The organism is Amycolatopsis sp. NPDC005003, from assembly GCF_053600695.1.
Window position 1 is genome coordinate 85,784 of record NZ_JBSGAI010000041.1, and the last position, 17,744, is coordinate 103,527.

General features: G+C 72.1%; 17 protein-coding genes. 11 read left to right on the plus strand and 6 right to left on the minus strand.

The annotated features are described in order from the left end of the window. Positions 1–26 precede the first annotated feature (26 nt). Both ACWED2_RS36740 and ACWED2_RS36745 read right to left on the minus strand, forming a co-directional pair. Positions 27–1,652, minus strand: a complete 1,626-nt coding sequence (locus tag ACWED2_RS36740) for an ABC-F family ATP-binding cassette domain-containing protein (protein ID WP_449695118.1) — start codon at positions 1,650–1,652, stop codon at positions 27–29. A gap of 156 nt (positions 1,653–1,808) precedes the next feature. After that, positions 1,809–2,285 (minus strand): MarR family winged helix-turn-helix transcriptional regulator, encoded by a 477-nt coding sequence (locus tag ACWED2_RS36745; RefSeq protein WP_449695119.1) that lies wholly within the window; start codon positions 2,283–2,285, stop codon positions 1,809–1,811. A 145-nt stretch (positions 2,286–2,430) separates the two neighbouring features. On the opposite strand from ACWED2_RS36745, the gene ACWED2_RS36750 reads away from it, so the two are divergent. After that, the gene (locus tag ACWED2_RS36750; RefSeq protein WP_449695120.1) at positions 2,431–3,018 is read left to right on the plus strand and encodes an ArsR/SmtB family transcription factor; all 588 of its coding nucleotides are present in this window, start codon (positions 2,431–2,433) and stop codon (positions 3,016–3,018) included. After that, a complete protein-coding gene (locus ACWED2_RS36755) occupies positions 3,015–4,253 on the plus strand; it encodes an MFS transporter (protein ID WP_449695121.1) in 1,239 nt (412 codons plus the stop codon). The genes ACWED2_RS36750 and ACWED2_RS36755 overlap by 4 nt, the downstream gene beginning before the upstream one ends. Here ACWED2_RS36755 and ACWED2_RS36760 read toward each other — a convergent pair. Further along, the gene (locus tag ACWED2_RS36760; RefSeq protein ID WP_449695122.1) at positions 4,157–5,530 is read right to left on the minus strand and encodes a serine hydrolase domain-containing protein; all 1,374 of its coding nucleotides are present in this window, start codon (positions 5,528–5,530) and stop codon (positions 4,157–4,159) included. The genes ACWED2_RS36755 and ACWED2_RS36760 overlap by 97 nt on opposite strands. Continuing rightward, positions 5,527–5,799 (minus strand): hypothetical protein, encoded by a 273-nt coding sequence (locus tag ACWED2_RS36765; protein WP_449695123.1) that lies wholly within the window; start codon positions 5,797–5,799, stop codon positions 5,527–5,529. Before ACWED2_RS36765 ends, ACWED2_RS36760 begins: the two co-directional genes overlap by 4 nt. A gap of 124 nt (positions 5,800–5,923) precedes the next feature. Here ACWED2_RS36765 and ACWED2_RS36770 point away from each other — a divergent pair, with 124 nt between their 5' ends. Beyond that, positions 5,924–6,901, plus strand: a complete 978-nt coding sequence (locus ACWED2_RS36770; RefSeq protein ID WP_449695124.1) for a helix-turn-helix domain-containing protein — start codon at positions 5,924–5,926, stop codon at positions 6,899–6,901. Next, entirely contained in the window at positions 6,865–7,698 is an 834-nt protein-coding gene (locus tag ACWED2_RS36775) for a metallophosphoesterase family protein (RefSeq protein ID WP_449695125.1), read from the plus strand. Before ACWED2_RS36770 ends, ACWED2_RS36775 begins: the two co-directional genes overlap by 37 nt. Here the strand turns inward: ACWED2_RS36775 and ACWED2_RS36780 are convergent. Continuing rightward, the gene (locus ACWED2_RS36780) at positions 7,693–8,238 is read right to left on the minus strand and encodes a CGNR zinc finger domain-containing protein (protein ID WP_449695126.1); all 546 of its coding nucleotides are present in this window, start codon (positions 8,236–8,238) and stop codon (positions 7,693–7,695) included. The two genes, ACWED2_RS36775 and ACWED2_RS36780, sit on opposite strands and share 6 nt — an antisense overlap. Positions 8,239–8,276: 38 nt before the next feature. On the opposite strand from ACWED2_RS36780, the gene ACWED2_RS36785 reads away from it, so the two are divergent. Then, complete coding sequence (locus tag ACWED2_RS36785) at positions 8,277–9,212, plus strand: phosphotriesterase family protein (RefSeq protein ID WP_449695127.1); 936 nt, start codon at positions 8,277–8,279, stop codon at positions 9,210–9,212. Positions 9,213–9,230: 18 nt separating this feature from the next. Here ACWED2_RS36785 and ACWED2_RS36790 read toward each other — a convergent pair whose 3' ends face one another. Further along, the gene (locus tag ACWED2_RS36790) at positions 9,231–10,136 is read right to left on the minus strand and encodes a PAC2 family protein (RefSeq protein ID WP_086839241.1); all 906 of its coding nucleotides are present in this window, start codon (positions 10,134–10,136) and stop codon (positions 9,231–9,233) included. A gap of 38 nt (positions 10,137–10,174) precedes the next feature. Here ACWED2_RS36790 and metH point away from each other — a divergent pair, with 38 nt between their 5' ends. The 6 genes from metH (at position 10,175) to hisG (ending at position 17,663) form a co-directional block, all read left to right on the plus strand. After that, positions 10,175–13,720 (plus strand): methionine synthase, encoded by a 3,546-nt coding sequence (gene metH / locus ACWED2_RS36795; protein ID WP_449695128.1) that lies wholly within the window; start codon positions 10,175–10,177, stop codon positions 13,718–13,720. Between the two features lie 42 nt (positions 13,721–13,762). After that, on the plus strand, positions 13,763–14,395 hold the full coding sequence (locus ACWED2_RS36800) for an HAD family hydrolase (RefSeq protein WP_449695137.1): 633 nt from the start codon (positions 13,763–13,765) through the stop codon (positions 14,393–14,395). Between the two features lie 59 nt (positions 14,396–14,454). Next, on the plus strand, positions 14,455–15,915 hold the full coding sequence (locus tag ACWED2_RS36805) for a DNA-3-methyladenine glycosylase 2 family protein (RefSeq protein ID WP_449695129.1): 1,461 nt from the start codon (positions 14,455–14,457) through the stop codon (positions 15,913–15,915). Positions 15,916–15,932: 17 nt separating this feature from the next. After that, positions 15,933–16,418: a methylated-DNA--[protein]-cysteine S-methyltransferase gene (locus ACWED2_RS36810; RefSeq protein ID WP_449695130.1), complete on the plus strand. Its 486-nt coding sequence runs from the start codon at positions 15,933–15,935 to the stop codon at positions 16,416–16,418. A 103-nt stretch (positions 16,419–16,521) separates the two neighbouring features. Beyond that, on the plus strand, positions 16,522–16,785 hold the full coding sequence (locus tag ACWED2_RS36815; protein WP_013226745.1) for a phosphoribosyl-ATP diphosphatase: 264 nt from the start codon (positions 16,522–16,524) through the stop codon (positions 16,783–16,785). A gap of 32 nt (positions 16,786–16,817) precedes the next feature. Further along, positions 16,818–17,663: an ATP phosphoribosyltransferase gene (gene hisG / locus ACWED2_RS36820; RefSeq protein ID WP_449695131.1), complete on the plus strand. Its 846-nt coding sequence runs from the start codon at positions 16,818–16,820 to the stop codon at positions 17,661–17,663. The last annotated feature ends 81 nt before the right edge of the window (positions 17,664–17,744 follow it).

The following is a 17,744-nucleotide window of genomic DNA, read 5'->3' on the forward strand; positions in this document are numbered from 1 at the left end:
TGCCGGGCCCGGCTGCGTATAACGCCCTATACCGGTCGGCCTGCGGCCAGCTCCAGGTGGTCGCCGGACCAGTCCCGGCGCAGCCACCGGTCGTGGGAGGCGATGACGACCGCGCCCGGCGCCGTCTCCAGGGCCGCGAACAGTTCTTCCGCCAGGGTCAGCGAAATGTGGTTCGTCGGCTCGTCGAGCAGCAGCACGTCCGGCGGGTCGGCGAGCAGGATCGCCAGCGCCAGCCGCCGCCGCTGGCCGACCGACAGGGCCCCGACCGGCTGCCGCAGGTCCCGGGACGCCAGCAGGCCCAGCCGGCTCAGCGGGGGAGCGTCCTCGCCGAGCGCGTCCCGGTAGACGCGGGCCGCGTTCCGCTCCGGCTCGGCGAACGCGACGTCCTGCTCCAGCAGCCCGACCCGCACGCCGTGTCCGAAGTGGACCGCCCCGGCCGACGGCGCGAGCCGCCCGGCCAGCACCGACAGCAGCGTCGACTTCCCGGCGCCGTTCCCGCCGGTGACGAGCAGCCGGGCCGAGCCGTCGACGTCCAGCCGGGGCAGGCTCAGCCGGCCCGGAACCTCCAGTGACCGCACCGAGATCGCCGGGCCGTCGCCACTCCCGCGGCCGGTGAGCTCCGCCTTGAACCGCAACGGCGCGGGCGGCTTGCGCACCTGGTCGCGTTCCAGGTTCTCCAGCCGCTGCTCGGCGTCGCGCACCCGCCGCGAGATCGTCTTCTGGACGCGGGCGCCCTTGAACGCGTGGATGAACTTGTCGTTGTCGCGCGGGCCGCGGCCGTAGGCGACGTTCCGCGCGGTGACCGCGACGGTTTCCCGCAGCTCCTTGAGTTCCTCCTGCTCCTCGGCGTACCGCTGCTCCCAGCGCGCTCGCTCGGCCTTCTTGTGGCCGAGGTAGTCGCTGAAGCTGCCGCCGTAGCGGACCGCGCCGCCGGCCTGGCGGTCGGCCGCGGCCGGGTCGAGGTCGACGATGTCGGTGCAGACGGCGTCGAGGAACACCCGGTCGTGCGAGGACAGCACCACGATCCCGGTCAGCTCGGTGAGGTGGCGTTCGAGGAACTCCATCGCCGGGTCGTCGAGGTGGTTGGTCGGCTCGTCGAGCAGCAGCGTCTCCGGCTGCCGGACCAGCAGCGCGGCCAGGCCGAGCCGGGAGCGCTGCCCGCCCGAGAGCGTGCCGAGCCGCCGGTCCGGTTCGAGGCCGCCGAGGCCGAGCCCGTCGCAGACGAGCTTGGCGCGGCGGTCGGCGTCCCACAGGTCGTGGGCCTGGGCCCACTCCAGGACCCGGCCGTACTCCTCGAGCACGCCGGCGTCGTCGGGCCGGTCGGTCATGGCCGCGGTCAGCTCGTCGAGCCGGGCCACGGCGGCGCGGATCTCGGCGAGCGCGTCGTCGAGGACGTCGGCGAAGGTCGCCTCCATCGAAAACGGCAGTTCCTGCAGCAGGAACCCGACGTCCGGGCCGCGCAGCACCTCGCCGGAGCGCGGTTCTTCGAGCCCGGCGAGCAGCCGCAGCAGGGTGGACTTGCCGGTGCCGTTCTCGCCGACCAGGCCGAGCCGCTGCCCGGCCGACGCGGTGAGCGAAACGCCGTCGAGGACGACGCGGGTGCCGTAGCCGAAGACGACGTCCTTGGCCTGCAACGGAAAAACGGGAGACATGTGCGATCACCGAGCCCTGGGGGAAGAAAGCGGAAATCCCGGCCGGGCTTCGTGGCACGCGGGAGCATCGGCTCGACCGGGTGCCGCCTCAAGCGGGATGGGCGCGGTTCAGTTCCTCATAGTGGAACCAGGTTAACGCAACAGCAGTTGAGTTAGTCAACGGGTTATGACCTGGGTCACATCCGGGAGCTCGGCTGTGGACCGCTCGGCCGCCGCGGTGCCGTCGGTGAGGAACTCCAGCAGCGCCGTCAGCTGGCGGCGGTCGAAGCGGGCGAGGCGCTCGCCGACGAAGCGGGCCATCGGTGCGTAGAGCTCGGCGAGTTCGGCCATCCGGTCCGGGAGCGGCCGCACGAACAGCCGGCGCCGGTCCGCGGGATCCGGGGCGCGCTCGGCGAGCCGGTGCCGTTCCATCCGGTCGAGCAGCCGGGTGAACGCGCCCGTGCTCATCCCGAGCAGCCGGGCGAGCTCGGACGGCGAATCGCTGACGCCGCCGTGGAGCAGGTGCAGGCAGTGCAGTTCGGTCGGGGTGACGCCCATCCGCTCGGCGACCGCGGCGTGGAAGAGCGCGGTCGACCCCACGAACCGGGGGAGGGCGAGAGCGGCGGCGGTGGCGAGTTCGCGCTGGTCGGGCAACGTCCATCCAAAGTCTGTGACGACGCAGTCACTGCTCGGTGCAGTCACTGCTGCGCGAACGATAGCGGAACCGGTTGACAAAGCCTTAGGCGGGACGAACTATGAAAGAAGGCTTTCGAAATACTTCTTTCAGATAGGACGACCGATGGCCGGGCTGCCACCGCGCAAGCGGATCGAAGACGTCGAGCTGCTGCGTGCCCTCGCGCACCCGCTGCGGTCGGCACTGCTGAACCACCTGACCGCCGTCGGCCCGCGCACCGCGAGCGAGTGCGCCGAGGCGGTCGGCTCGACGGCGTCCAACTGCAGCTGGCACCTCCGGCAGCTCGCGCAGTACGGCCTGGTCGAGCGCGCCGAGGGCGAGGACGGCCGGGAACGCCCGTGGCGCGCCCGACAGGTGGGCCTGGAGATGGGGGAGCTGGCCGACGACCCGGCGCACCGGGCCGCGCAGCTGGGGGTGGTCGGCGCGACGCTGACCCACGAGCAGGAGCTGACCCAGCGGTACCTGGACTCCCTCGACGACCTCGACCCGGCCTGGCGCGCCGCGACCGGGCTTTCGACCTACGCCCTGCGGGTCACCCCGGCGGAGCTGACCCGGCTGACCGAAGACATCGACGCGCTGCTCCGCCCGTACGTCGGCGCCATCCGCGCCGACGCCCCGGCGGACGCCCGCTCGGTGCACGTCGGGCTGCGGGCGTTCCCGCGCATCGACCACTCGGGGAAGGCGGAGGAATGAAGCGGCTCCTGGGGGTTCCGGCGTTCGCCCGGCTGTGGGTGGCCGCGTTCTTCGGCGAGACGGCCGAGTGGATGCTGCAGGTGGCGCTGCCGGTCTACGTCTTCCAGCGCACCGGCTCCGCCGCGACGACCGCGCTGAGCATCGTGCTCGGCCTGCTGCCCGCGGTGCTGCTCAGCCCGGTGGCCGGGGTCGTCGCCGACCGCTGGAACCGCCGGGCGGTGCTCTTCGGCGTCTGCGGCGGGCTCGCCGTCGTGGCGCTCCCGCTCCTGGCCGAGCCCGGTGTCGGCGTCGTGTACGCGGTGATGGCCGCCCAGGCGGCGCTGGCGTCGGTGTTCGAACCCGCCCGCAACGCGCTCGTGCCGGAGCTGGTCGGCGTCGCGGAGGTGACCGCGGCGAACGGGCTGATGAGCGTGAACGGCAGCGTCGCCCGGCTGGCCGGCGGCTGGGCCGGGGGTGCCCTGCTCGGCTTCGGCGGGCTCCCCGACGTGATGATCGGCTACCTGGCCGTTCTCGCGGTCGCCGCGGCCCTGCTGGCCAAGCCGTTCCGCCGGGTCGCCGCCCCGGCGCCGGCGCCCGTGCGGGAACCGGTGGTGCGGGCCTGGCTCGACGGCCTGCGCGAGCTGACGCACAACCGGCGCCTGCGGCGGACCGGGCTCGCGCTGGTGTTCACCTCGCTGGCGCAGGGCATGTTCCTCGTGCTGTTCGTGGTCTACGTCCTGGACGTCCTAGGCGGCAGCGAAGCCGACGCGGGCCTGCTGCGGGGCGTCCAGGCGATCGGCGGGCTGGCCGCCGGGTTCGCCCTGGCCACGGTGGCGCGTCGGGTCGCACCGGCCGCTTTGCTCGGCTGGGGGGCACTGGCACTGGGGCTGCTGTCGGCGGCGATCTGGAACCTCTCCCTGGTCACGACGGCGCTGGGGTTGTACGTCGGGCTGTTCGCCCTGGCGGGCGCCCCGGGCGTGGTGGTCGGCGCCGGGGTGTTGTCGGAGATCCAGAGCGCGGTCGCGCCCGAGCGCGCCGGGCGGGTGCTGAGCACGACGTTCGCCGCCGTCGCCACCGGTACCACCGCCGGCGCGCTGCTGGCGGGCGCGCTCGTCGCGACGACCGGGCCCGCCGTGCTGCTGAACGTCCAGGCCGGCGTCTACGTCCTCGCCGGCGTGCTGATGCTGTTTCCCCGCCGGGGATGCACCCGGCAGTTGGTGTGGAGGTACCGCGCGGCCCCGTCGGTGAAGTCGTAGAGCGCCACCGTCTGGGTGTCTTCCAGGGGATCGTCCGAGGGCATGAGGAAGTGCGCCGGGCTCACCGGCAGCAGCTCGTAGCGGAGCCTGGCCGGCTTCCCGAGGAACTCCGCGTGCATCGGGTCGAGGTCCAGCGCCAGGGACAGGGTCCCGCCCTCGGCGGTCACCTCGTACCGGGTGCCGGGCCGCTCGTACACCCCCTCGTACCGCGCGAGGTCGAGCTTCAGCGCCGGATCCGGCTTCGGCAGCTCCGGGACGGGACCCAGGATCTCGCCGAACACCCGGCGCGCGAAGCTTTCCCGCGGTCCGCCGTTCGTCAGCACGACGACGGCGGTGTTGCGGTCCGGCAGGATCCGCAGGCGGGCGTTCTGGCCGATCGTGCTGCCGTCGGTGGCATAGACCGTTTCGCCGTGCCAATCGCAGACGATCAGGCCGAGCGCCCAGGCCGGCCCGAACAGGTACGGATCGGGGACCGGCACCCGCGACCGCATCATCTCCCGGACGCTCCGCGCCGACACGATCCGCCTGCCGTCCGGCGCGCGGCCCTCGTCGAGCAGGACCTGCGCCATGGTGAGCACGTCCCGGACCGTCGACGTGATGCCGCCGCCGGGGCCGAACTCCCGGGGCAGGACGGGCATCGGCGTGACGATGGGGCCTTCGGCAAGGGACCGGATCAGGTGCCCGGTCGCGGCGCGCGTCTCGTCGACCTGCTCGGGCCGGCTGTTCGTGTTCGTCAGGCCCAGGGGAGTGAAGAGCCGCTCGCGCAGGACGTCGTCCCATCGCTTGCCGTCGAGGACTTCCACGATCCGCGCGAGGATCGCGTACCCCAGCGCGGCGCTGTAGCCGTGGGTGTGGCCCAGCGGGAAGACCTGCGGTGCGCCGGCGATGTTCTGGACCATGCGCTCGTAGATGTCTTCGTCCGCGCCGGGATCGCCGAAAGCTTCTTCGATTCCGTTGGTGTGGTTGAGCAGGTGCCGCGCGGTGACCTTGGCGGTCGTCTCCGGATCGGCCACCGCGAAGCCGGGCAGGTAGGTCCGGATCGGCGCGTCCAGGTCGGTCTTGCCCTCGTCGACCAGTTGCAGGAAGGCCAGGGCCGTCCACGTCTTGGTCATGGAACCGACCTGGTAGACGGTGTCCGTGGTCGTCGGTTCGCCGGTTTCGACGTTTTTGACGCCGACGGCGAACTCGGTGATCCCGCCACCCGAGAGCACGCCGACCGCGGCACTCGGGATGCCGTACTCCGCCAGCAGCGCGGACACCCGATCCCGGATCGTCATCGGGCGAGGCCGACCGCGTTCGCGGCGTCCGCTTCGAAGTACTCCGTCGTGGCGTGGGCGCCGGCGTGGGTCTCGAAGAACTCCCGGACGGCGTCGACGGAGTCGTGGGCGATGACGTTGACCGCCCGGCTGCCGTCCTTGCTCGCGACCGCCAGCTTCCACACCGCACCCGCGGGCAGCCGGCCGTGGGCCGTCTTCAGGCCGTTCCAGAACTTGCCTTCGTCCGCGATGGCCGAGATCGCGAGCACGTGCGTCTTCTGTTTGCTCATGCGGAAAAGCTACGTTGCGTTTTCAATACTCTCAACGGAAGAGCGTGCATAATGGCTGGTGAGACTGCAGGTCATTGCGCTCGTCCTGTCGATGAACGCAACGAGCCGTTGCACTGGAGTGTCGATGAACGCACGCAGGCTGAGCCTGGACGACCGCCGCCGCATCGCGGGCTGGCTCGCCGACGGGCTCGGGTACGCCGAGATCGGCCGGCGGCTCGGCCGGCCGACGTCCACGATCAGTCGGGAGGTGGCGCGCAACAGCGCGTCCGGCGAGTACCGGCCCGGCCACGCCCAGGAGGCCGCCGCCCACCGCGCCCGCCGTCGCCGTCCGGCCCGTCCGTCCGAGCAGCCGGCCGGCCTGGTGCGCGGGTTCGTCGACGAGTTCGCGGCCCTCCTGGCCGCGACCGGCCTGCCGCGGATGACCGCGCGCGTGTTCGTCAGCCTGCTGACCGCCGACGCCGTCGGCCTGACCGCGGCCGACCTGGTGACGCTGCTGCAGGTCAGTCCCGCCTCGGTGTCCAAGTCCATCGGTGCGCTGGAAGCGATGGAGCTGGTCGCGCGCCGGCCGGAGCCGGGCGGGCGCCGCGAGCGCTACACGATCGACGACGACGTCTGGCTCCGCGCGTGGCAGGCCGACACCGGGGCGCACGGCCGGATCGCGGTCGTCGCGCGGCGGGGGATCGGCCTCTTCGGGCCGGACTCGACCGCGGGCACCCGGCTCGCGAGCATGGCCGGGTTCTTCGGGCGGCTCAGCGAGCAGATGGGCGGCGCCACCCTGGGGGAGGCGGCGGGGTACGACGCCCTGACCGTGGTCGCCGGGCTGGTGCACGCCGGCCGGCCGCTGACCGTGGCCGAGCTGGCCACCGCGCTCGGCTGGCCCCGCGACCGGGTGGACACGGCCTTGGCCGCGCTCCGGCGTCGTCCGGCGATCGCCGATCCGCTCGAACTGTGCGGCACCGAGGCGGTCTCCGTGAAGGCGAGGCCGGACCGCCTGAGCCCGGCTCAGCGCGAAGGGATCCGCCGGTTTTCCGTAGCTTCCCCGGCCGCGGTGGTTACGGTGGAGGGGTGCCGCACCTCTTCGCCACCAGCGACCTCCACGTGACCCACGAGGGCAACGGCCCGATCCTCGACTCGGTCGTCCCGGAAACCCCCGAAGACTGGCTGCTCGTCGCCGGCGACGTCGCCGAGCTGGCCGAAGCCACCATCGGGACGCTGAAGACCCTGCGCAGCCGGTTCGCGAAGGTCGTCTGGGTGCCGGGCAACCACGAGCTGTGGACGACGAAGAACGACGACTGCCAGCTGCGCGGCCAGGCCCGGTACGAGTATCTGGTCGAGCAGTGCCGCGAGATCGGCGTGCTGACCCCGGAAGACGAGTTCCCGGTCTGGCGGCACGGCTCGCGGCCGCTGACGATCGCGCCGCTGTTCCTGCTCTACGACTACAGCTGGCGGACGCCGGAGGCGGAGGGCAAGTCCCTGGAGGAGGCCCTGCGCCAGGCCCGCGAGGCCGGCGTGGTCTGCACGGACGAGTACTTCCTGTACCCGGACCCGTACCCGAGCCGCCAGGCGTGGTGCGAGGACCGGCTGAAGATCAGCACCGAACGCCTCGACGCGATCCCCGAAGACCACGGCACGATCCTGATGTCCCACTGGCCCCTGCACCGGCACCCGACGGCCCCGCTGTACTGGCCGGAGTTCGCGCTCTGGTGCGGCACGACGAAGACCGAGGACTGGCACGTCCGCTACCGCGCGGAGATCGCCGTCTACGGTCACCTGCACATCCCGCGCAGCACCGAGGCCGACGGCGTCCGGTTCGAAGAGGTGTCGCTCGGCTATCCGCGCGAGTGGCGCAAGCGGGCGCGGGGTGCGGTGCCGATGCGCCGGATCCTCTGGCCGTCATGAGTCGTCGCGCCGCCGCTCCCTGAGCGCGCGCACCCGCCCGCGGCTGGCGCAGGCGGGAGCGGGACACCAGCGCCGCCGCCCGCCCGGATCGGCGAAGACGCCGCGGCAGTCCTGCTCGGGGCACACCCGCAGGTCGTGCCGCAGTGGTCCGGTGAGCCAGTCCGCGGCCTGGTGCGCCAGCCGGCCGAGCGCGTCCGCGGCGGTGGCGGGGGCGCTGCGGTGCACCCGGTCGAGCGCGGCCAGGTGCATCGGCTGGGCTTTGAGGAAGGGCGTCAGCGGGCTCACCTGGTCGGCTCTCGGCGGGAGCCCGCCGACCGCGCCGAGGGCGAGTTCGCGGAGGGCCTCGCGGAGCTGGTGGGCCGCGCGCACGTCGGCGTACGTGACGGGGGCGAGCGGGGTCAGCTCGACCTGGGCGAGCCAGTCGCGCAGCCGCTCGGCCGTCGGGATCCGCTCGACCGGCCGGGCACTGAAGTGGCGGCCGCGAGTGGCCAGGAGGTTCAGCCAGGGTGCGCCCATGTCGAGGCGGAAGTCTTCGGACACCTCGCCATCGTAACGCCTGAGGCGTTACACTCGCCTGCGTGACCGGGGAACCCAAGGTCCGCACGGTGCTGGGCGACATCGACCCGGCCGAACTGGGCGTGACGAACTCGCACGACCACCTCTTCTTCGCCTCGAAGCTGCTGCCGGGCCAGGAACTCGACGACCCGGTCGCCGCCGCCCACACCCTCCTCGAGTTCGAAGCGCGGGGCGGCAACGCGCTCGTCCAGTGGACGCCGTACGGCCTGACCCGGCGCACCCGCGAGCTCGCCTGGATGGCGGAGGAAATCGGTGTGCACGTGGTCGCGGCCACCGGCCTGCACCGCGCGGAGCACTACGCCCCGGTGATCCTCGGCCGCGTGATCGACGATCTGGTCAAGGAGTTCGTCGCCGACCTGACCGAGGGAACCCAGCCCGCGGACCTGCCCGACGAGCCGCGGACCGGTCCGCGCGCCGGGCTGGTCAAGGTGGCCGGCGCCTTCCACACGATCGATTCGCACGCCCGGCTGACGATGACCGCGGCCGCGGTCGCCCACGAAGAGACCGGCGCGCCCATCGCCGTGCACCTCGAACTCGGCACGGCGGGCCTGGAGACGGTCGAACTGCTCTGCGGCAAGCTCGATGTTTCACCCGACAAGGTGATTCTCGGGCACCTCAACCGGAACCCGGACCCGCAGCTGCACCGGGAGATCGCCGAGACCGGCGTGTTCCTCGGTTTCGACGGCCCGTCACGGGCCAACCACGCCACCGACCTGCGGCTCTTCGACGGCCTCCAGGCCCTCGTCGAGGCCGGTCACGGCGGGCAGATCCTGCTCGGCGGCGACACCACGACCGCCGCGGCCCGAAACCAGCCGGGCGCGGCCTACCTGCTCACCACGCTCGCACCGCGGCTGGCGAAACTGCTGGGCGGCGACGTCGTCACGGCCATGCTGGTGGCGAACCCCGCCCGGGCGTTCGCCACCAGCTGGCTCAAGTGATTCAGCCGGTGCCCTGATTCAGCGCAGGCCGAAACCTTCCTGCCCGCCGCCGCGGCCGCGGCGGCGCAGGTAGCGCTCGAACTCGGCGGCGATCTTGTCGCCGCTCACGTCCTGCTCCGCGACCTCGCTCTGGGCGTCCCCGCGCTCTTCGAGGCTGCGGACGTACTCGCTGATCTCCTCGTCCTCGTCGGCCATCTCGCTGACCGTGCGCTGCCACTCCTCGGACTGCTCGGGCAGCGCGCCCAGCGGGATCTCGACGTCGAGGATGTCCTCCAGCTTGTGCAGCAGCGCCAGCGTGGCCTTCGGGGACGGCGGGTGCGACACGTAGTGCGGCACCGCGGCCCAGATCGACACGGCCGGGATGCCCGCCTGCACGCAGTAGTCCTGCAGGATGCCGACGATGCCGGTCGGGCCCTGGTAGTTGTTCAGGTCGAGGCCGTACAGCGACGCGGTGTCCTTGTCGTAGGCCGTCCCGGTGACCGGGACCGGCCGGGTGTGCGCGGTGTCGGCGAGCAACGCCCCCAGCGTCACCACCGTCGCGACGTCGAGCTGCTGGATGTGCTCCAGCAGCTCCGCGCAGAACGCCCGCCAGCGCATGTTGGGCTCGGGGCCCTGGACGAGGACGACGTCCCGGTCGAAGCCGTCGGGGCGGCAGACCGACAGCCGCGTCGTCGGCCAGTCCACCCGTCGAGTGACGCCGTCCACCATCCGGACGGTCGGGCGGCTGACCTGGAAGTCGTAGTAGTCGTCGGGCTCCAGCTCGGCCAGCGGCGTGGCGTCCCAGTTCAGCTGCAGGTGCTCGACCGCCCGGCTGGCCGCGTCACCTGCGTCGTTCCAGCCTTCGAAGGCGACGACCATCAACGGTCGGGTGGGTTCGGGGCGGCCGCCGGGCGGCCGCGGGGTCTCGTCGACGGGCTCACTCACCGGACCAGCCTACGACCACCGGCCTTACGCTGTTCAGCATGTCCGACCGCCTGTCGTCGCCCTTCCTGGCCGCTCTGCGATCCCGCGTCCTGGTGGCGGACGGCGCCATGGGCACCGCCCTGCAGGCCCACGACCTCAGCCTCGACGACTTCGACGGCCTCGAGGGCTGCAACGAGGTCCTCAACGTCACCCGGCCCGACGTGGTCCGCTCGGTGCACCGCGGGTACCTGGAGGCCGGGGCGGACGCCGTCGAAACGAACACTTTCGGGGCCAATTTCGCCAACTTCGCCGAGTACGACATCACCGACCGGATCTTCGAGCTGGCCGAAGCCGGGGCTCGCCTGGCCCGCGAGACGGCCGACGAGTTCGCGACCCCGGACCGTCCGCGGTTCGTGCTCGGCTCGGTCGGGCCCGGCACGAAGCTGCCGACGCTCGGCCACGCGCCGTTCACCACGCTGCGTGACGCCTACCGCGAGGAGGTCCGCGGCCTGCTGGCCGGCGGCGTCGACGCGGTGATCGTCGAAACCACCCAGGACATCCTGCAGACGAAGGCGTCGATCATCGGCGCGAAGCGGGCGATGGCCGCCGAGGGCAGGCATGTGCCGATCCTCGCTTCGATCACCGTCGAAACCACCGGCACCATGCTGCTCGGCACCGAGGTCGGGGCGGCACTGGCCGCGCTGGAGCCGCTCGGCATCGACGTCATCGGGCTCAACTGCGCCACCGGCCCGGCCGAGATGAGCGAGCACCTGCGGCAGCTCGCCAAGCACGCCCGGGTGCCGCTGTCGGTGATGCCGAACGCCGGCCTGCCGGAGCTCGGGCCCAACGGGGCGGTGTACCCGCTCGGCCCGGAAGCCCTGGTCGAGGCGCTCACCGGGTTCGTGCGGGAGTTCGGTGTCGGCCTGGTCGGCGGCTGCTGCGGGACGACCGACGAGCACATCCGGCAGCTCGCCGCCGCCGTCGCGGACACGGCACCGGTGGCCCGGCGGCCGCGGCCCGAGCCGGGCGTGTCGTCGCTCTACCAGGCGGTGCCGTTCAAGCAGGACGCCAGCGTGCTGATGATCGGCGAGCGGACCAACGCCAACGGCTCGAAGGCCTTCCGCACCGCGATGCTCGAAGGCCGCTGGGACGACTGCGTCGAGATCGCCCGCGAGCAGACCCGCGACGGCGCCCACCTCCTGGACCTGTGTGTCGACTACGTCGGCCGCGACGGGACCGCCGACATGGCCGAGCTGGCCGGGCGCCTGGCCACCGCGTCGACCCTGCCGATCATGCTCGACTCCACCGAGGTCGCCGTGCTGCGCGCCGGGCTGGAGCGCCTGGGCGGCCGGTGCGCGGTCAACTCCGTCAACTACGAGGACGGCGACGGCCCCGAGTCCCGGTTCACCCAGGTCATGGAACTGGTCAGCGAGTACGGCGCCGCCGTCGTCGCCCTGACCATCGACGAGGAAGGCCAGGCGCGCACCGCGCGGAAGAAGGCCGACATCGCCACCCGGCTCATCGAGGACATCACCGGGACCTGGGGCCTGCGCCCCTCCGACGTCATCGTCGACGCGCTCACCTTCACCATCGCCACCGGCCAGGAAGAATCCCGCCGCGACGGCATCGAAACGATCGAAGGCATCCGCGAGATCAAGCGGCGGCACCCCGAGGTGCAGACCACCCTCGGCCTGTCGAACATCTCCTTCGGGCTCAACCCGGCCGCCCGGCAGGTGCTCAACTCGGTGTTCCTGCACGAGTGCGTCCAGGCCGGGCTCGACACCGCCATCGTGCACGCGTCGAAGATCCTGCCGATGGCACGCATCCCCGACGACCAGCGCGCGGTCGCCCTCGACCTGATCTACGACCGCCGCCGTGAGGGCTACGACCCGCTGCAGGAGCTGATGGCCCTGTTCGAGGGCGTCAGTGCGGCGTCGTCCAAGGCGTCGCGGGCCGAGGAACTGGCCGCGCTGCCGCTGTTCGAACGCCTCGAACGCCGGATCGTCGACGGTGAACGGGGCGGCCTCGCCGACGACCTCGACGCGGCCCTGGAGCAGCGGCCCGCCCTGCAGATCATCAACGACACACTGCTGTCCGGCATGAAGACCGTCGGCGAGCTGTTCGGCTCCGGCCAGATGCAGCTGCCGTTCGTGCTGCAGTCGGCCGAGGTCATGAAGGCCGCCGTCGCCCACCTCGAGCCGCACATGGAGAAGGAGGACGACGCCGGCAAGGGCCGGATCGTGCTGGCCACCGTCCGCGGCGACGTGCACGACATCGGCAAGAACCTCGTCGACATCATCCTGTCCAACAACGGCTACGAGGTCGTCAACCTCGGCATCAAGCAGCCCATCACGACCATCCTCGACGCGGCCGAGGAACACGGCGCCGACGCGATCGGGATGTCCGGGCTGCTGGTCAAGTCCACGGTGATCATGAAGGAGAACCTCCAGGAGATGAACTCCCGTGGCGTCTCCGCGCGTTGGCCGGTGCTGCTCGGCGGGGCCGCGTTGACCCGGTCCTACGTGGAGAACGACCTGACCGAGCTGTACCTCGGCGACGTCCGCTACGCGCGGGACGCGTTCGAGGGCCTGCGGCTGATGGACGCGATCATGGCCGCCAAGCGCGGGGAATCGCCGCTGGTGGACGCCGACGCGGAGAAGAAGCGCCAGGAGCGCAGGGAACGCCGCGAACGCTCCCTGCGGATCGCCGAGGCGCGCAAAGCCCGCAAGGCCGAGGAAGAGGGACCACTGCCCGCCCGCTCGGACGTGGCCACCGACGTGCCGGTGCCGAGCCCGCCGTTCTGGGGTTCGCGGGTGGTCAAGGGCGTCGCGCTCGCCGACTACGCCGCCATGCTCGACGAGCGCGCGACCTTCATGGGCCAGTGGGGCCTCAAGGGCGCCCGCGGCGGCGCCGGGCCGACGTACGAGGAACTGGTGGAGTCCGAAGGCCGGCCGCGGCTGCGGTACTGGCTCGACCGGCTGACCGCCGACGGCGTCCTGGCCCACGCGGCCGTCGTCTACGGCTACTTCCCGTGCGTCGCCGAGGGCGACGACCTGGTCGTGCTCACCGAGCCGTCGCCGGACGCGCCGGAGCGGGTGCGCTTCACCTTCCCTCGGCAGCGCCGCGACCGGCGGCTCTGCCTCGCCGACTTCTACCGGCCGCGGTCGTCGGGGGAGGTCGACGTCGTGCCCTTCACCGTCGTGACCATGGGGCAGCCGATCGCCGACTACGCGAACGAGCTGTTCGCGGCCGACGCCTACCGCGACTACCTCGAAGTCCACGGCCTCGGCGTCCAGCTCACCGAGGCACTCGCCGAGTACTGGCACTGCCGCATCCGGCAGGAGCTCACCTTCCCCGGCGGTGTGGCGGTCGCCTCAGAGGACCCCGACGACGTCGAGGACTTCTTCAAGCTCGGCTACCGTGGAGCCCGGTTCTCCCTGGGCTATGGCGCCTGTCCCGACCTCGAAGACCGGGCGAAGATCGTCGCCCTCCTCGAACCGGGCCGGATCGGCGTCAAGCTGTCCGAGGAGTTCCAGCTCCACCCCGAGCAGTCGACCGACGCGATCGTCTGCCACCACCCGGAAGCCAAGTACTTCAACACCTGAGGAGACTCCACTGTGGACGGACTGGCCGCCGTGCTCTGGGACATGGACGGCACGCTCGTCGATTCCGAGAAGCTGTGGGACGTCGCCCTCTACGAGACGGCGGAATGGCTGGGCGGCAAGCTCTCCGAACAGCAGCGGATGACGCTCGTCGGGTCCAACATGGACGACACGTCGTCGTACCTGCTCGAAGTGGCCGGCCTTCCGGTGACACCCGAGGCGATCGCCTCGACCGGGGAGGAGATCCGCCGCCGCACGGCCGGGCTGTTCGACGACGAGCTGCCGTGGCGCCCCGGCGCCCGCGAGGCCTTGACGGCCGTGCGCGAGGCGGGCCTGCCCTCGGCGCTGGTCACGTCCACCGAACGCGACCTGACCGAACTCGCGCTGAACACGATCGGCCGGGACTTCTTCGACGTCACCGTGTGCGGCGACGAGGTCGAAGGTCTGAACAAGCCGCTCCCGCGCCCGTACTTCAAGGCGGCCGAGCTCCTCGGCGTCGACCCCGCGCGTTGTGTCGCGGTCGAGGATTCGCCGCCGGGCACCGCCTCCGCGGTCGCGGCGGGCTGCACGGTGCTGGTGATCCCGAACGACGTCCCCGTCGAGGCGGGGGAGCGGCGGGTGTTCCGCGACTCGCTGGTGGGCATCGACGTGCCGGCCCTGGCGGCCCTGCTCGGCTGACCACGACCATGTCGCTTTTCCGCTAGCCCGGGGCCGCCCGGGTCCGCGATGCTGAAGCGGTGCATGAGGACTTCGAACGGTGCGTACGGGCCGTGCAGGCGAAGGACGCCCGGTTCGACGGGTGGTTCTACTGCGCGGTCCTGACCACCCGGATCTACTGCCGGCCCAGCTGCCCGGTGGTCCCGCCCAAGCGGCAGAACATGAGCTTCTACCCGAGCGCCGCGGCCGCCCAGCAGGCCGGGTTCCGCGCCTGCAAACGCTGCCGCCCCGACGCCAGCCCCGGTTCCCCGCTGTGGAACGAGCGCGCCGACCTGGTGGCGCGGGCGATGCGGCTGATCGCCGACGGCGTCGTCGACACCGAAGGCGTCCGCGGCCTCGCCGCCCGGCTCGGCTACAGCGTCCGGCAGGTCGAACGGCAGGTGTTCGCCGAACTCGGCGCCGGCCCGCTGGCCCTGGCCCGCGCCCAGCGCGCGCAGACCGCCCGCACCCTGATCGAGACGACCACGCTGCCGATGACCGAACTGGCCCTGGCCGCCGGGTTCGGCAGCATCCGGACGTTCAACGACACCGTCCGCGAGGTGTTCGCCCTCTCGCCGACCGAGCTGCGGCAGCGCGCGAAGGGCAAGCCTTCGGCGGCCGGGGCGCTCGTCCTCCGGCTCCCGTACCGCAAACCGCTGTGCCCGGACAACCTCTTCGGGCACCTCGTGGCGACCGGCGTGCCGGGTGTGGAGGAGTGGCGGGACGGCGCCTACCGCCGGACCCTGCGGCTGCCACACGGCCACGGCGTTGTCGCCCTCCGGCCCGAGGACGGGCACATCGCCTGCCGCCTCACCCTCGCCGACCTGCGGGACCTGCCCGCCGCCACCAGCCGGTGCCGCCGCCTGCTGGACCTTGACGCCGACCCGGTGGCCGTCGACGAGCAGCTCGCCGGCGACCCGCTCCTCGCCCCGCTGGTCGCGGCCGCGCCGGGCCGCCGGGTGCCGCGCACGGTCGACGGCGCCGAGTTCGCCGTGCGGGCCGTGCTCGGGCAGCAGGTCTCGACGGCGGCGGCCCGGACCCACGCCGCCCGGCTCGTCGTCGCCCACGGCGAACCGGTCGAGGACCCCGAAGGCGGCCTGACCCACCTGTTCCCCTCCTTCGACGCACTCGCCTCGCTGGACCCCGAGACATTGGCCATGCCGCGCAGCCGCCGTCGCACGATGCTCGCGCTGGTCGAGGCGCTGACCGACGGCCTGGACCTCAGCGCGGGCAGCGACTGGGGGGCGGCGCGGGCCGCGCTGAGCGCGTTGCCCGGCTTCGGGCCGTGGACCGTCGAGAGCATCGCCATGCGGGCACTGGGCGACCCGGACGCCTTCCTCCCCACCGATCTCGGCATCAAGTACGCGGCGGAAACGCTCGGGCTCGGCGGGCAGGCCGCCGTCGTCGCCCGTTCCGCCGCATGGCGCCCCTGGCGCGCCTACGCCACCCAGCACCTGTGGGCCACCGGTGACCACGCGATCAACCGGATGCCCGCGGCATGAAACCGACAGGAGTATCAATGCGCACCCACGCCGTCGTCGACAGCCCCTGCGGCCCGTTGACGCTGGTCGCCGAGGGCGGCGCGCTCCGCGGCCTCTACATGGTCGACCAGCGCCACCGCCCGGACGAGCTGACGTTCGGCTCCGCCGATCCGGGCGGGGAGGTCTTCGCCCGCGCCGAAACCGAACTCAAGGAGTACTTCGCCGGGCAGCGGCAGGAGTTCGAGGTGCCGCTGGCCTTCGCGGGCACGCCGTTCCAGCAGCTGGTCTGGGCCGAGCTGCGGAAGATCCCGTACGGCACGACGATCTCGTACGGCCAGCTCGCCGACCGGCTCGGCAAGCCCGCCGCGTCCCGGGCGGTCGGCCTGGCCAACGGCAAGAACCCGATCGGCATCATCGTCCCGTGCCACCGGGTGGTGGGCTCGAACGGCTCGCTCACCGGCTACGGCGGCGGCCTGGACCGCAAGCGGTACCTGCTGGACTTCGAGCAGGGCGCGCTCTTCTGATTCCCAGCCCGTGGGAGCCGGCGTCCACTCCCGTGTGAGATGGGCAGCACCCGCGGCGGGGCGGGGCGGCGCCGCGCGGTCCGGGATGGAAGGATTCCGGACCGTGAAGACCTTCGATGAGCTGTTCGCGGAGCTTGCCGAGCGCGCGCGTACCCGTCCCGACGGGTCCGGCACCGTCGTCGCCCTCGACGCCGGGGTGCACGCCCAGGGCAAGAAGGTGCTGGAGGAAGCCGGCGAGGTGTGGATCGCCGCCGAGCACGAGTCCGACGAGCGCCTCGCCGAGGAGATCTCCCAGCTGCTGTACCGGGTGCAGGTGCTGATGCTCGGCCGCGGCCTGTCGACCGAGGACGTCTACCGCTACCTGTGACGGGTCGCTCCAACAACGAGGAGAGAAGCGAAATGCTGCGTGTTGCCGTGCCGAACAAGGGAGCCCTCGCCGCCGCGGCGACGGAGATGCTCGGCGAGGCGGGCTACCGGAAGCGGCATGAGCAGCGCGACCTGACCGTGCTCGACCACGTCAACGAGGTCGAGTTCTTCTTCCTGCGTCCCAAGGACATCGCCATCTACGTCGGCTCCGGCGAGCTCGACCTCGGCATCACCGGCCGCGACCTCGCGCTCGACTCCGGCGCCCCGGTGGAGGAGATCCAGGCGCTCGGGTTCGGCGGTTCGACGTTCCGCTACGCCGCCCCGGCGGGCCGGGACTGGAAGCCGGCGGACCTGCACGGCAAGCGGCTGGCGACGTCGTACCCGCGGCTGGTCCGCGACGACCTCGCCCGCCACGGCGTCGAGGCCGAGGTGATCCGCCTCGACGGCGCAGTGGAGATCTCGATCCAGCTCGGCGTGGCGGACGCGATCGCCGACGTCGTCGAGTCGGGCCGGTCGCTGCGGCAAAACAACCTGGTGGCCTTCGGCGACCCGATCTGCGTGTCGGAAGCCGTGCTGCTGCAGCGCCGCGGCACCGAGGAGAGCAAGGCGAAGACGCAGCTGGCCGCGCGCCTGCGCGGGGTCGTGTTCGCGCAGCAGTACATGATGCTGGACTACGACTGCCCGCGGACGCTGGTGGAGCGCGCGATCGCGATCACGCCGGGCCTGGAGTCGCCGACGGTCGCCCCGCTCGCCCACGAAGACTGGGTCGCGGTGCGGGCGATGGTGCCGCGCAAGGAAGTCAACCGCATCATGGACGAGCTGGCCGAGGTCGGCGCGAAGGCGATCCTGGCCTCCGACATCCGCTCCTGCCGCCTCTGACCCCGCGCACCCGTCGTGAGTGGTAATTCGGGTTAGAACCAATGAAACACAAAGATAAGAAATGAACACACAAAATAATAA

Coding starts and splice junctions, on each gene's coding strand:
- ACWED2_RS36740 (WP_449695118.1), bottom strand. CDS start 1,652: ATGTCTCCCGTTTTTCCGTTGCAGGCCAAGGACGTCGTCTTCGGCTAC.
- ACWED2_RS36750 (WP_449695120.1), top strand. CDS start 2,431: ATGGCCGGGCTGCCACCGCGCAAGCGGATCGAAGACGTCGAGCTGCTG.
- ACWED2_RS36755 (WP_449695121.1), top strand. CDS start 3,015: ATGAAGCGGCTCCTGGGGGTTCCGGCGTTCGCCCGGCTGTGGGTGGCC.
- ACWED2_RS36760 (WP_449695122.1), bottom strand. CDS start 5,530: ATGACGATCCGGGATCGGGTGTCCGCGCTGCTGGCGGAGTACGGCATC.
- ACWED2_RS36765 (WP_449695123.1), bottom strand. CDS start 5,799: ATGAGCAAACAGAAGACGCACGTGCTCGCGATCTCGGCCATCGCGGAC.
- ACWED2_RS36770 (WP_449695124.1), top strand. CDS start 5,924: ATGAACGCACGCAGGCTGAGCCTGGACGACCGCCGCCGCATCGCGGGC.
- metH (WP_449695128.1), top strand. CDS start 10,175: ATGTCCGACCGCCTGTCGTCGCCCTTCCTGGCCGCTCTGCGATCCCGC.
- ACWED2_RS36800 (WP_449695137.1), top strand. CDS start 13,763: ATGGACGGCACGCTCGTCGATTCCGAGAAGCTGTGGGACGTCGCCCTC.
- ACWED2_RS36810 (WP_449695130.1), top strand. CDS start 15,933: ATGCGCACCCACGCCGTCGTCGACAGCCCCTGCGGCCCGTTGACGCTG.
- hisG (WP_449695131.1), top strand. CDS start 16,818: ATGCTGCGTGTTGCCGTGCCGAACAAGGGAGCCCTCGCCGCCGCGGCG.